Below are 13,097 nucleotides of genomic sequence, written 5' to 3'. Positions count from 1 at the left end.
CGTTCAGGCATGGCCTTCAGGCTGGGTGGCCGCCGTCGCGATCTGTGCGAGTTCGCCGCGCAGCTTGTCAGAGAGCGGCTTATCCTTCAGAATCTTCTCGAACTCACGGCGGAACGTGCCGTTATCGAGCAGATTCGACTTCAGGTCACGCAGCAGATTGCGCACCGCCAGCAGCGCCTGCATCTCCGGGATCTGACGTGCCACCTGTTCCGGCTCGAAGTCTTTCAGCGAGCGAAACGAGAGGTTCACCGGCAGTTCCGAGCCGTCGCCAGCCAGGGTGTTTTCCGCAGCGACCTTGAGGTCCGGCGCGTAGTCAGCGAGAACAGAATCAAAATTATTCTTGTTGATGTCCGTTTTCTTGCGCTCGGCGAGCGGCGCCTGTTCCTTGCCCGCGCTGAAGTCACCGGCGACGAGCAGCTTCAACGGCAGCTCGACCTTCTTCTGGGCACCGCCCGTATGCAAATCTAACGTGATCGAAACCCGACTTTTCGGAATTTCGCGCTGGAAGCTGTCCATTTGTATTCCTTATTGAACGACGTTCAGGATCCCCGCAGAACTCGCCCGGTGCGATGCGGTGACCTCTTTCGATCGGGCGCACACGCATATGCGTGTTTCGCTCGCGAAGGACTCCTTGTGGTACCCCATAGCGCGGCCTCCATTCATGCGATCATTATTGCCACGCGCTATTAAACAGGTTTACCCGCGCCGAGTCAAAGTACGTCGGCGTTGTGAAAACGATACGGATTATAAAGACATCGTAAATAATTGTTAATTATCGTCAATTCAATACGCATTCAGACTCGTCAATATGAATAATTTGATAAACGAGGTATGCGAATGCGTGACAATTTTCACGAAACCGTTGCTGGCATGGGCTCACAAGGGCGTGACATTCTCTGACAATCTTTCAATGATGAAGACGGTACGATGGCAACATCGCGCTAACCATGCATCGAGAATATTGCCTATTCTGGCACGGACAATATCTCAAAAATAACCATCCTCTATTTCATGTAGTTCGCATGCTTAACTATTCGCAACTGTATACGGATCACAAGTCACGCGTATAGAATCGCCACTCACCATAATCCAAGATAACGGCACAACCACACCCATGCGGATCGATAAACCGCTCTTTCACGAAGGGCTGATCCTGACCCAACAGCACTTCCAGCAGCTGGGCCGAAACGTCGACTTCACGTTGAACCAGATCGCTGCCGCCTGCGTCGCCGAGCCGTGGGGCACGCAGGGCATCGATATCGACGAGGAAGTGCTTGCAGCTGGGCGTCTGAAGCTCACCCGACTGAAGCTGCGTTTTCCGGACGGCACACTGATCGACTCCACGGTGACCGATGCGTTGCCGCCTGCACGTGATCTGACGCAGGGACTGCCAGCCGATGTGCAGAGCGTGGTCGTGCTGGCCGCCCTGCCGCTGTTCAATGCCACGGGCAGCAACTGCCGGTTCGACGAAGCGACGCTGGCGCGGCCGCGGCGCTCATACCGGGAGTTCGTCAAGGTCATCGACCTCAACGGTACCGGCGAGGCCGAGATTGCCGCCGAACGCCATGCGGTGCGACTGCTGTTCGACTTCGAGTCGCATGCCGACGACACGGTGTGTGCGATTGCCCGGTTGACGCGTACCACGAGCGGGCAATTTCAGGTCGACCACCGATACGTGCCACCGTGCCTGACGCTTGGCAGTCATGCGCTGCACGTCGAACGGATCAATCGTCTTGCCGACATCCTGCAGGCGAAGAGCACGGCGCTGGGTTCGCGTAGAAGCGAACGGATCGAGCAGGTTGCCGAATACGGCGTGGCCGACGTGCAGCTGTTCTGGTTGCTCCACTGCATCCATACGGTCTGGCCGCAACTGCGGTTCTTCTCGACGCATCCGGGCCAGCCTCCCGAGCGGCTGTACTCGACGCTTGCCCAGCTGGCGAGCGTCCTCATGACGTTCTCGACCGGCTCGCAGCTCGGCGACATTCCGGCGTATGACCACGTACGTGCCGATGAAGTATTCGCCAGGCTCGAGACGCAGATCCGTGATCTGCTCGACGCGATCATTCCGTCGCGTGTGGTGTCGATTGGGCTCACGCACAGGAATCCGACGACATGGGCGGGCCAGTTCCTCGACGAGCGCATCGTGGCGAGTTCCGCCGACTGGTACCTGTCGGTCCACGCCGCGTCGCCTGCATTCGAACTCGTCGAGCAGTTCCCGAGGCTCTGCAAGATAGGTGCGCCGGACGATATCGAGCACATCGTCAATTCGGCGCTCCCCGGCATTCCGCTGAAGGCCGTGCAGCGCGTGCCGGCCGCCATCCCGGTGCGGCTGGACAACCAGTACTTCGCGCTCGACGCGAGCGATCCCGCGCACGCGCGGATGCTGGCCGCCCGCGCCTGCCAGATCTACCTGCCGACGTCGGTTCCCGACGCGTCGCTTGAACTTTACGCGGTGTTGCGCTCATGAGCACGCTGACGAACACGCTCACCCCTGCCCGCGGCGAGACCGCCCTGATGGGTGGATCGGCCTCTGCGAACCGTACTTCCGCCGGTGGTATCCGGGACCTGTTGCGCGACACGGCCCTGCTCGTGACGCGATTGTCCGAGGGGGGCCACACGGACGACCCTGCTACCCTGCGTCAACGTTGCAAGCAGCTGATGGCGGCTTTCTCAACCGCGCTCGATCAGCGCGGTTTTGCCGCGGACGTCCGCGAAGACGCGGAGGTTGCCCAATGCGGGCTGCTCGACGAGGCCGTACTGCGCAACCTGAGTGCGGAGAACAAGCCGGTCTGGGATGCGCAACCGTTGCAGGTCGAGCGGTTTGGCAAGCATGACGCGGGCGAACGCGTGTTCGAACGGCTCGAGCAGCGGATGCGTGAAGCGTCGCCGCACATTGCCCTACTCGAATGCTACGCGGCGGTCCTCGGGATGGGGTTCATGGGCCGCTACGCCCGTGAAGGCGAAGCGAAGCGTTCCGTGCTGATCGCCTCACTCAGTACGCAACTCGAAAAACTACGCCCCGAAGGAAGTCCCCTTGGGGGGCGCCCGGTCGCTGCGCGCCCTTTCTTTGCCGATCGTACCGGCAGGCGGTTCTCGGACTGGTTCTACCGCCTCTCGCCCTGGGCGATTGCCGGCCTCGCGTGCGTGGCGGCCGCGGTGATCTGGCTGATATGGGCACAGGTGCTCGATGCGCAGATTGCGCACCTCGTACCAGCTGTACCGACGGCGCCGCGGCCGTGAAGTCCGATCTGCACGAACCGTCCGGACCGGCGCTCGGGGACACGAGCCGCACACTGGACCCCGGGTCGGGTCAGATGCGGGGCCAGGCGCAGAGCCGCGCGCTGGAGGGCCTGGGTTACCCGTTCCGTGCCATCGTGACACTGATGGCCGTGCTCGCGCTCGCCGTTATCTGGCTGGTGTTGCCTGTCTCCCAGGAGGGCTTCCTTCGACCAACGGAAGTCCCTGTGGGACGGGGCGCCGGACAGGGTCTCGCATGGACGCTCACTGTCCCCATCGTCCTGTCCTGGCTGGTACTGATCTGGCTGCGCACCCGTCAGCTCTCACGCGCGCGCGAACAGAACGTACACGTACTGACTGCACTCGGCGCCGCTACGTCGAATATCCCGGTCAACCTGCGCACCCGCATGCCTCTCGTGCTCGTGACCGGCGACGCCCTGGGGAACCTGTTCGACCGGATTGCCGGAGAGCGGCGTCTCGCACACGTTGGCGACGGCGCAATATGGCTACGGGCCGACCGGCTGCAGGATCTGCCCCGCCTTGCGGTGGCCGTGAAGCAGTGGCGCGATGGGCGCGCACCCGATGGTGTCGTGCTGTCGGTTGCGCCGGCATTGCACGCGGGTGAAGACGTCCTGACGCAGAATCTGCGCGTCGTGCGGCAGTCCGTCGCTGACGCCTCGCGCATGCTCGGCGTGCGCCTGCCAGGCTTTGTTGCCGTCTACCAGCGGCTCACCAATGCGCCGGCCACACTCACGATGCCACAGTGGTATGGCGTGTCATCGGCTACGCGCCTGGCTGACGCAAGCCGTTTTGAAGCCGTGGTCCAGGTGGCCGAAACTGAAGTTGAGCGGGCCGGAGGCGACCGTGCCGTGGCGGCACGCGCGGCAAGCCTGGCTTCGATCGTCGGCTGGACCCAGCGCGTCGTGATCGGCGTGCTAAGCGACCGCCGGCAGCCGGCCACGCCGTGGGCACTGTTCGGCGCGGGCTGGATCGATTGCGGGCCGGCGAGCGGTCCGGGCAGGCCCTGGGAGCGCGACGTCGAAATGCAGACCCGGGTCGTGCCGCCTGCACTGCCGGCGTCCCCGCTGCCGTGGCCGCTGCCCCAGCCGTTGATCGAGGCCATGCCGCGGCGGTTGTGGATGTCGCCGCGCCTGGCGGCTCTCGCGCCACGCCGTTGCTCTGGTTGCCTGCGCGATCGCGTTGGCGTCCTGGGGCGCCGCCAGGAACAATCAGGCGCTGCTCACCCGTATCGGCGCGGATCTCGGAAGATATTCGATGATTCTTGCTGCACACGACGCCGCGAAGCGCGATGCGCTGCAGGCTCTCGTGGCCGATCGCGACCAGCTCGACCGCTATTCACGCACCGGTGTACCGCTCGGACTTTCCTTCGGCATGTACCGCGGTGCGCAGTTGATGCCAGCGCTCAACCAGGCGATCGCAACCTACCGGCCGCCGCCTCCGCCGCCTGCAGTGGTCACGCTTGACAGCATGTCGCTGTTCGACAGCGGCCGCGCGCAACTGAAGCCCGGCTCGACGCGCGCGATGGTCGGCGCACTCGAGATGATCAAGGCGCATCCGGACAAACGGATCCTCGTCGCAGGTTACACGGACAACGTTGGCAATCCGGACAGCAACCTGAAGCTGTCGGTCGCACGCGCGGGCGCGGTGCGCGACTGGCTCATCGAGGTGTCGGGCATTGCCGCCACGCAGTTCGCGATCCAGGGCTACGGCGATACGCGGCCGATCGCGAGCAACGATACGCAGGAGGGGCGAGCCAGGAACCGGCGCGTCGAAATCACGCTGGTGCCGGACGCCCCCAAAGAAATCCCGTTGGGGGATTCGACCAGATAGCAGGACCATTTTTAGCCCTCGAAGCGAACGCTTCGGGTTTCAGAGGCTCGGGGGCTGGCTCCGGGCGATTGTCGTAGTACCAGAAAAGGGAGTGAAAGATGGCAATTCCGGCTTACATGTGGGTCAAGGACGACGGTGGTGCGGACATCAAGGGTTCGGTGACGGTCCAGGGTCGCGAAGGCAGCGTCGAGCTCGTCGCGTTCGACCATGGCGTGAACATCCCGACCGACGGCAACACGGGCAAGCTGACCGGTACGCGCGTGCACAAGCCGATCAAGCTGACCAAGGAAACCGATGCGTCGACGCCGTACCTGTACAAGGCGGTGACGAGCGGTCAGACGCTGAAGTCGGTTGAGATCAAGTGGTACAAGATCGACGACGCGGGCAAGGAGAAAGAGTACTTCAACACCAGGCTCGACAATGTGAAGATCGTGGCCGTCAACCCGAAGATGCTCGATATCAAGAATCCGGACTACGAGAAGCACAACCACATCGAAGAGGTCGAGTTGCGCTACGAGACGATCACGTGGTCGTACAAGGACGGCAACATCATCCACAAGGATACCTGGAACGAGCGGTCCTGATCCTGGCCACAAGCCATGTTGTGCCGGAACCGGTACTGCACCCCGCAGCCGGTTCCTTTTTTGCCAGCCCCGTACGTGGGCTGGCACTTTTTTGATACGGGTAGAGCGGCGTTTCTGCCCCGTTCCGTGATACGGCATTGATATGACACTGCGCGACTCTACCCACCTGCTTCGCCGGCTCAACCCGCACTGCGCGAGAGCGCTCGAGGCGGCTGCGAGCCTCTGCCAGACGCGCCTCGCGGACGAGATCACCGTCGAGCACTGGCTGCTCAAGCTCATCGAGGCAGACGACGGCGACATTCCTGCGATCCTGTGCCACTACGGAATCGACATCAATGCCGTCTGGGACGCGCTGATGGCGGCGATCGATCATCTGCCCCGCAACCTGCGCGGCAAACCCGCCCTTTCCCTGCAGCTGGCGACCGTGCTGCAGGATGCCTGGAACTGGGCATCATCGCAGGAGGCTGACCAGCCCATCCGTTCCGGTCATCTGTTGCAGGCGATTGTTGACGCGCCGCACGTGCTGCGTGCGCAAAACGCGTGGCCGCTGCTGTCGGTCAGTAGCGCGCAGATCCAGCGCCTGATCCCGCGACTCGGCCACCAGTCCTGCGCAAACCAGCCCGACGAAACAGAACCGGCGATAGCGCCAGCATCCGGAGTCGAAGCAACCCAACCGCCGGCGGCCACGAGTGCGCCCACGAAACATGCGCCGCCGCGCTCGACCGACGGCGAGGCACTTGCCCGGTTCGCCATCGACCTGACCGACAAGGCCCGTCGCGGCGAGATTGACCCCGTGTTCGGGCGCGAACGCGAAATCCAGCAGATGGTCGACGTGCTCGCGCGGCGACGCAAGAACAATCCGATCCTCGTCGGCGAGCCGGGTGTTGGCAAGACCGCGCTGGTCGAAGGCCTCGCGCTACGCGTCGCTGAAGGCAGCGTGCCCAATGTGATCCGCGACGTACGCATTCTGACGCTCGACCTGGGCCTGCTGCAGGCAGGCGCCGGTGTGAAGGGCGAATTCGAGCAGCGCCTGAAGAACGTGATCGATGAGGTGCAGGCTTCGCCCGTGCCAATCCTGCTCTTCATCGACGAAGCCCACACGCTGATCGGCGCGGGCAACGCCGCCGGCGGCGCCGACGCGGCGAACCTGCTGAAACCCGCGCTCGCGCGTGGTGAACTGCGCACGATCGCGGCCACCACCTGGTCGGAATACAAGGAATATTTTGAGCGCGACGCGGCACTCGAGCGACGCTTCCAGATCATCAAGGTCGACGAGCCCGATGACGAAGCAGCGTGCCTGATGCTGCGGGGGCTCGCGAGCCGCTACGCGAAACACCATAACGTGCACATCCGCGACGAAGCGCTCGTCGCGGCCGTGAAACTCTCGCGCCGCTATATCCCGGCCCGGCAGTTGCCCGACAAGGCGGTCGACCTGATCGACACGGCCGCGGCGCGCGTGCGCATGGGGCTGGAATCGCCGCCGTCCGAGCTGCAGCGTGCCCGCGCAGCAGTCGCCGCGATCGAAATTGAACGCTCGACGCTCGACGCGGACGAACGGGCCGGCGCTAGCAATGTCACTGCGGACGTCACGCCGCGACGTGATGCGCTCATTGCTGCTCTTGCTGATGCGAACAGTGAACTGATGGCTTTGCAGGCGCGCTACGAGCATGAGTTGGGGCTTGTCCAGGCGTTGCATGCACAGCGGGACACGAAAGATTCAAAACCGGATGCCGGAGCGCTTGCGAGCGCGAAGCGGACACTGGCCGATGCACAGGGCAGGACAGCGCTGGTTTTTGCGGACGTTGATGCGCAGGCGATCGCACGCGTAGTCGCTGAGTGGACCGGCGTGCCGGTCGGCGAACTTGTCGAGGACGAACTCAGGAGCCTGCTGACGATCGAGGACAGTCTCGCGAAGCGGGTCGTCGCACAGGACGATGCGCTGGCCGCGCTCGCGGAGAGCCTGCGCACCGCCAAGGCGGGGCTGAAGAGCGAGCGCACGCCGCTCGGCGTGTTCCTGCTGGCTGGTCCCTCGGGTGTCGGCAAGACCGAGACAGCGCTTGCGCTTGCCGATGTGCTATTCGGCGGTGAGGCGGCGCTCACGACCATCAACATGTCGGAGTACCAGGAAGCGCACACGGTGTCGCAATTGAAAGGCTCGCCGCCTGGCTACGTCGGCTATGGCCGCGGCGGCATCCTGACCGAAGCGGTGCGGCAACGCCCGTACAGCGTCGTGCTGCTCGATGAGATCGAGAAGGCTCATCGCGATGTGCTCGACATCTTTTATCAGGTGTTCGATCGCGGCATGATGCGCGACGGCGAAGGCCGCGAAATCGACTTCCGCAACTGCGTGATCCTGATGACCTCCAACCTCGGCAGCGCGCAGATCGACGAGGCGACAGCGGAGAACCCGGCCATCTCGCAGGCCGAACTGCTCGAGGCGATCCATCCGCAGCTCGTTGCGCACTTCCAGCCCGCGCTGCTCGCGCGCTTCCAGACGCTGGCGTACCGCCCGCTGGACGCAGGTGCGCTCGCTTCGATCGTGCGGCTCAAGCTCGCGAAAATCGCCGACCGTCTGCGCAGGCAGCACGACGTCGCATTGACCGCCGATGACGCCCTGACCGATTCACTCGCGCAGCGTTGCCTCGCGCGTGAATCGGGTGCGCGCAACGTCGATGCGTTCCTCAACCAGCGGATCCTGCCCGCCGTGTCACGCGAACTGCTCACGCGGATGGCGAACGGCGCGGCGCCGGCGGAAATCCGGCTGTCGAGTTCGCCTGAAGGGAATCTCACGATCGACTTTGTTGAGCACGATGATGTGCCGGCAGCCGGGGCGAACGCACCAGCAGTGGAGCAAACGGGCGAACGTGTGCCGGTCGACGCCGGCATCTAGGAGAGCGCACGATGCCAGCAGGCCCGTCCCTTTACGACATGCTGCTCGGCCAGATCGGCGGGGAGCCGCTCGATGCCTACGACGACAGAACGCTCGAAATCATGAGCGTGCAGCAGAATGTGCGGCGCATCCTCAACACGCGCGCGGGCGCGCTCAAGCATCTGCCCGATTATGGCCTGCCGGACCTCACGAACATCTACAAGGCACTGCCCGCTTCGTCCCACCTGCTCAGGCAGCAGATGGAGGCAACGCTTTTGAAGTACGAACCCCGGATTCGCGCAATCGACGTCGAGATCATCGACAATCAGGACCCCGGCGTGCTCGTGAGCTTCGAGATGACGTGCCACATGAAGAAGGCCGGCCTGGTGCGGTTCGGCACGTACTTCGAGCCACCGGGCCGGATGCGACTTGAGCGGAAGACTGAAGCAAAGTAGCCCTTCGATGAGTGAAGAACCCGATAGCCAGAAAGCTTTGCGGTGCGCAAAAAAAGTTCGTCGCGGATTTTTGCTGCAAGTCGAATGCGCTTTTCTCCGGGCGTAGCCCAAGCCCTCCTAGTTCTCGCCTGCTTCGATGCAGGCTTTGTTGCGCGTCCCCGAAGGGGCTCCCGCCCCTGCTTTCGCATACTGAAACGTCAGTCCGATATTCCGCATTGTGAGAGACGCGTGACACTCTTTATTTTTCACTGACGCTTTTTATTTCCAGGATCAAGAACACGACTCGAGACCTGTCGCCGAAATTTACTTGACATCTAAACTATCAAAACCTAAATTAATCTCACCGCAGAGTTCATTTTGGGGAACCCAGCATGCGCATAGTCTGTATCGGCGGCGGTCCGGCCGGTTTGTACTTCGGTCTGTTGATGAAACAACGCAACCCCGGCCATGAAGTCATGGTAATCGAGCGCAACCGCCCCTACGACACATTCGGCTGGGGCGTCGTGTTCTCCGACCAGACGCTCGGCAATCTGCGCGCCGCCGACGCCCCGAGCGCCGAGGCGATTCTCGACGCGTTCAATCACTGGGACGACATCGAGATTCACTTTCGCGGCCGCAGCGTGCGCTCATCGGGCCACGGTTTTTGCGGCATCGGTCGCAAACGTCTGCTGAATATCCTGCAAGCGCGCTGCGAAGAACTCGGCGTGAAGCTCGTGTTCGAAACCCAGGTCGTGGACGACAGCGCGTACGACGCGGACCTGATCATCGCGAGCGACGGCCTGAACAGCCTCGTGCGCCAGAAATACGCGGACACCTACCAGCCGGACATCGACGTGCGCGACTGCCGCTTCGTGTGGCTCGGTACGAAGAAGCTGTTCGAGGCGTTCACGTTCGCGTTCGAGCAAACCGAATTCGGCTGGTTCCAGGCACACGCCTACCGCTTCGACGATCAAACCTCGACGTTCATCGTCGAAACACCGGAACGCGTGTGGCGCGCCGCCGGTCTCGACGAAATGAGCAAGGAAGACAGCATCGCGTTCTGCGAGAAGCTGTTCGCGAAGTACCTCGACGGCAACGCGCTGATGTCGAACGCGGCGCATCTGCGCGGCTCGTCGCAATGGATCCGTTTTCCGCGTGTCGTCAACAAGGAATGGGTGCATTGGCGCAGCAACGCAAATGGCACACGAACGCCGATCGTGCTGATGGGCGACGCCGCGCACACCGCGCACTTCTCGATCGGCTCGGGCACCAAGCTCGCGCTCGAAGACGCGATCGAACTCGCGAACAGCATCAGCGCGCACCGGGGTTCGCACCTGGACGATCTGGCCGCCGCATTGAAGCACTACACCGAAGTACGCAGCGTCGACGTGCTGCGCATCCAGAACGCCGCGCGCAATTCGACCGAATGGTTCGAGCACGTCGATCGTTATACGTCGTTCGAGCCGGAACAGTTCGCGTATTCGTTGCTCACGCGCTCGCAGCGCATCTCGCACGAGAACCTGCGCGAGCGCGATGCGCAGTATCTGTCCGGTTTCGAGGACTGGCTCGCGAAGCGCGCGGGTGTGGAGCGCGCAGCTGACAGGCATTCGATTCCGCCGATGTTCACCCCCTTGAAGGTGCGCGGCGTCACGCTGAAAAATCGCGTGATGGTGTCGCCGATGGCGCAGTACTCGGCGGTAAACGGCGTGGCCGGCGACTATCACCTGATGCATCTCGGCGCGCGCGCGATGGGCGGCGCCGCGCTCGTGATGACCGAGATGACCTGCGTGTCGCCCGAAGCGCGCATCACGCCCGGATGCCCGGGCATGTACGCGCCCGAGCATCTGGTCGCGTGGAAACGCATCGTCGATCTGGTCCATCTGCAATCGGATGCGAAGATCGGCATCCAGCTCGGCCACTCGGGCGCGAAAGGTTCGACGCGCGTCGCGTGGGAAGGCATCGATCAGCCGCTCGACGAAGGCAACTGGCCACTCGTTTCGGCGTCGCCGCAGCAGTATCTGCGCGGTATCAGCCAGCACTCGCGCGAAGCCACATACGAGGAGCTGCGCGCCATCGAGCAGCAGTTCGTCGAGGCGACGCGCATGTCGATCGAAGCGGGTTTCGACTGGCTCGAACTGCACTGCGCGCATGGCTATTTCCTGTCGAGCTTCCTGTCGCCGCTCACGAATCACCGTACCGACACATACGGCGGTCCGCTCGACAACCGTCTGCGTTATCCGCTGCAGGTATTCAGCGCGATCCGCGCGGTGTGGCCGCAAGACAAGCCGATCTCGGTGCGGATTTCGGCGCACGACTGGGTCGATGGCGGCAACACGCCCGACGACGCCGTGAAGATCGCGCAAGCGTTCAAGGCGGCCGGCGCGGACATGATCGACGTGTCGTCGGGCCAGGTCAGCAAGGAAGAAAAGCCCGTGTTTGGCCGCATGTTCCAGACGCCGTTCGCCGATCGCGTGCGCAACGAAGCCGGCATCGCGACGATCGCGGTCGGCGCGATTTCGGAAGCCGACCACGTGAACAGCATCATCGCGGCGGGTCGCGCCGATCTGTGCGCGATCGCGCGTCCGCATCTCGCGAATCCGTCGTGGACGTTGAACGAAGCGGCAAAGATCGGCTATCTCGACGTCGCGTGGCCGAAACCCTATACCGCCGCGAAAATGCAGCTCGAACGCAACCTCGAACGCGAGCGTGCGCAGGCCATCGCCAATGCCGGCCTCACGGCGCAACAACGCGCGCAACGCGCCGAAGGAACCGTGTGAACACCTCAGACACTCCTCTCGCCGGACAACACGCGGTCGTCACCGGCGGCGGCAGCGGCATCGGCGCGGCCATCGCGCAGGCGCTGCTGCGCGCCGGCGCGCGCGTCACGCTGATGGGCCGCAACGCGCAACGCCTCGACGCGCAGCGAGAGCAATTCGCGGCGCTCGGCGACGTCGCGTGTATCAGCGTGGACGTCACGCAAGAAAATTCGGTGGTGCGCGCATTCGAGCAGGCGGGCACCGTCGATATCCTCGTGAACAACGCGGGCCAGGCGCAGGCCGCGCCGTTCACGCACACCGATATCGCGCTGTGGCAACGCATGCTCGACGTGAATCTGACTGGCGTGTTTCTCGGCACGCGCGCCGTCCTGCCCGGCATGCTCGAGCGTGGCTATGGCCGCATCGTCAACGTCGCGAGCACCGCGGGGCAGATCGGTTATGCGTACGTCGCCGCGTATTGCGCCGCGAAGCACGGCGTGATCGGTCTCACGCGCTCGCTCGCGCTCGAAACCGCGACGCGCGGCATCACGGTCAATGCAGTGTGCCCCGGCTACACCGAAACCGAACTGCTGCATGCCTCGCTCGAACAGATCACGAGCAAGACCTCGCGCACCGAAGCACAGGCGCGCGAAACGCTGCTGCGCTCGAATCCGCAGCGCCGCTTCGTGAATCCGGAGCAGGTCGCGAACGCGGTGTTGTGGCTGTGCCGCCCCGGCTCGGATGCGATCACGGGGCAATCCATTTCCATTTCGGGTGGAGAAGTGATGTGAGCAAATCAACCCAAGCAAAAAAGTCGGCGGCGGCATCGGATGCGAAGCTGTCGCGCAAAGGCGTGGCTCAACCCGCGGAGAACGTCGTGGACCTCGAAATGAGCACCGGTGCGGACAGCCACATGGGCCTGCGTTTGTGGCTGCGCATGCTGACCACCACCAACCTCGTCCAGGCCGAATTGCGCAAACGTCTGCGCACCGAATTCGACACCACGCTGCCGCGATTCGATCTGATGGCGCAGCTCGAACGACATCCCGATGGCCTGAAGATGACCGAGCTATCGCGCCGTTTGATGGTGACGGGCGGCAACGTCACTGGCATCACCGATCAGCTCGAAAAAGAAGGGCTCGTCACGCGCGACACCGATCCCAACGACCGCCGCTCGATCAGCGTGTGCCTGACGCCCGCTGGCCGCAAGGCGTTCGACAAAATGGCCGTCGCGCACGAGCAATGGGTCGTCGAACTGTTCGGCGGCCTGAGCCTCGACGAAAAGATGAAGACGCATCAGGACCTCGGCAAGCTCAAGCAGCATCTGCTCGACAGCCTGAGAGGCTGACTTCGCACTGGAGGAATA

General features: G+C 63.3%; 9 protein-coding genes and 1 pseudogene. 9 read left to right on the top strand and 1 reads right to left on the bottom strand.

The features are described from left to right. Positions 1–3 precede the first annotated feature (3 nt). The gene (gene tssB, locus OKW35_RS20130; protein ID WP_090807869.1) at positions 4–516 is read right to left on the bottom strand and encodes a type VI secretion system contractile sheath small subunit; all 513 of its coding nucleotides are present in this window, start codon (positions 514–516) and stop codon (positions 4–6) included. Positions 517–1,114: 598 nt separating this feature from the next. On the opposite strand from tssB, the gene tssK reads away from it, so the two are divergent. From tssK to OKW35_RS20085, 9 genes and pseudogenes are all read left to right on the top strand, one after another. Then, positions 1,115–2,467 carry a type VI secretion system baseplate subunit TssK gene (gene tssK, locus OKW35_RS20125; RefSeq protein ID WP_090807871.1) on the top strand — a complete coding sequence of 451 codons (1,353 nt, stop codon included), beginning with the start codon at positions 1,115–1,117 and terminating at the stop codon, positions 2,465–2,467. Beyond that, on the top strand, positions 2,464–3,240 hold the full coding sequence (locus tag OKW35_RS20120; protein ID WP_429493106.1) for a DotU family type IV/VI secretion system protein: 777 nt from the start codon (positions 2,464–2,466) through the stop codon (positions 3,238–3,240). The genes tssK and OKW35_RS20120 overlap by 4 nt, the downstream gene beginning before the upstream one ends. A 74-nt stretch (positions 3,241–3,314) precedes the next feature. Further along, positions 3,315–5,088 (top strand): annotated as a pseudogene (locus tag OKW35_RS20115) (OmpA family protein). Positions 5,089–5,186: 98 nt separating this feature from the next. Then, entirely contained in the window at positions 5,187–5,672 is a 486-nt protein-coding gene (locus OKW35_RS20110; protein WP_090807873.1) for an Hcp family type VI secretion system effector, read from the top strand. A gap of 142 nt (positions 5,673–5,814) precedes the next feature. Beyond that, positions 5,815–8,562: a type VI secretion system ATPase TssH gene (tssH, locus tag OKW35_RS20105; RefSeq protein ID WP_429552960.1), complete on the top strand. Its 2,748-nt coding sequence runs from the start codon at positions 5,815–5,817 to the stop codon at positions 8,560–8,562. Between the two features lie 11 nt (positions 8,563–8,573). Beyond that, the gene (gene tssE / locus OKW35_RS20100) at positions 8,574–8,996 is read left to right on the top strand and encodes a type VI secretion system baseplate subunit TssE (protein ID WP_184057939.1); all 423 of its coding nucleotides are present in this window, start codon (positions 8,574–8,576) and stop codon (positions 8,994–8,996) included. A 371-nt stretch (positions 8,997–9,367) separates the two neighbouring features. After that, positions 9,368–11,752, top strand: coding sequence for a bifunctional salicylyl-CoA 5-hydroxylase/oxidoreductase (locus OKW35_RS20095; protein ID WP_429552959.1), 2,385 nt, complete (start codon positions 9,368–9,370; stop codon positions 11,750–11,752). Beyond that, positions 11,749–12,522 carry an SDR family NAD(P)-dependent oxidoreductase gene (locus tag OKW35_RS20090; protein ID WP_429552958.1) on the top strand — a complete coding sequence of 258 codons (774 nt, stop codon included), beginning with the start codon at positions 11,749–11,751 and terminating at the stop codon, positions 12,520–12,522. The genes OKW35_RS20095 and OKW35_RS20090 overlap by 4 nt, the downstream gene beginning before the upstream one ends. Further along, positions 12,519–13,079, top strand: coding sequence for a MarR family winged helix-turn-helix transcriptional regulator (locus OKW35_RS20085; protein ID WP_184030378.1), 561 nt, complete (start codon positions 12,519–12,521; stop codon positions 13,077–13,079). Before OKW35_RS20090 ends, OKW35_RS20085 begins: the two co-directional genes overlap by 4 nt. Positions 13,080–13,097: the final 18 nt, after the last annotated feature.

The organism is Paraburkholderia sp. MM5477-R1, from assembly GCF_050436385.1.
GTDB classification, from domain to species: Bacteria; Pseudomonadota; Gammaproteobacteria; order Burkholderiales; family Burkholderiaceae; genus Paraburkholderia; species Paraburkholderia tuberum.
The sequence above is the reverse complement of the archived record's forward strand: the minus strand, read 5'-3'. Positions and strand labels throughout refer to the sequence as shown.

Coding starts and splice junctions, on each gene's coding strand:
- OKW35_RS20120 (WP_429493106.1), top strand. CDS start 2,464: ATGAGCACGCTGACGAACACGCTCACCCCTGCCCGCGGCGAGACCGCC.
- OKW35_RS20110 (WP_090807873.1), top strand. CDS start 5,187: ATGGCAATTCCGGCTTACATGTGGGTCAAGGACGACGGTGGTGCGGAC.
- tssB (WP_090807869.1), bottom strand. CDS start 516: ATGGACAGCTTCCAGCGCGAAATTCCGAAAAGTCGGGTTTCGATCACG.
- tssK (WP_090807871.1), top strand. CDS start 1,115: ATGCGGATCGATAAACCGCTCTTTCACGAAGGGCTGATCCTGACCCAA.
- tssH (WP_429552960.1), top strand. CDS start 5,815: ATGACACTGCGCGACTCTACCCACCTGCTTCGCCGGCTCAACCCGCAC.
- tssE (WP_184057939.1), top strand. CDS start 8,574: ATGCCAGCAGGCCCGTCCCTTTACGACATGCTGCTCGGCCAGATCGGC.
- OKW35_RS20095 (WP_429552959.1), top strand. CDS start 9,368: ATGCGCATAGTCTGTATCGGCGGCGGTCCGGCCGGTTTGTACTTCGGT.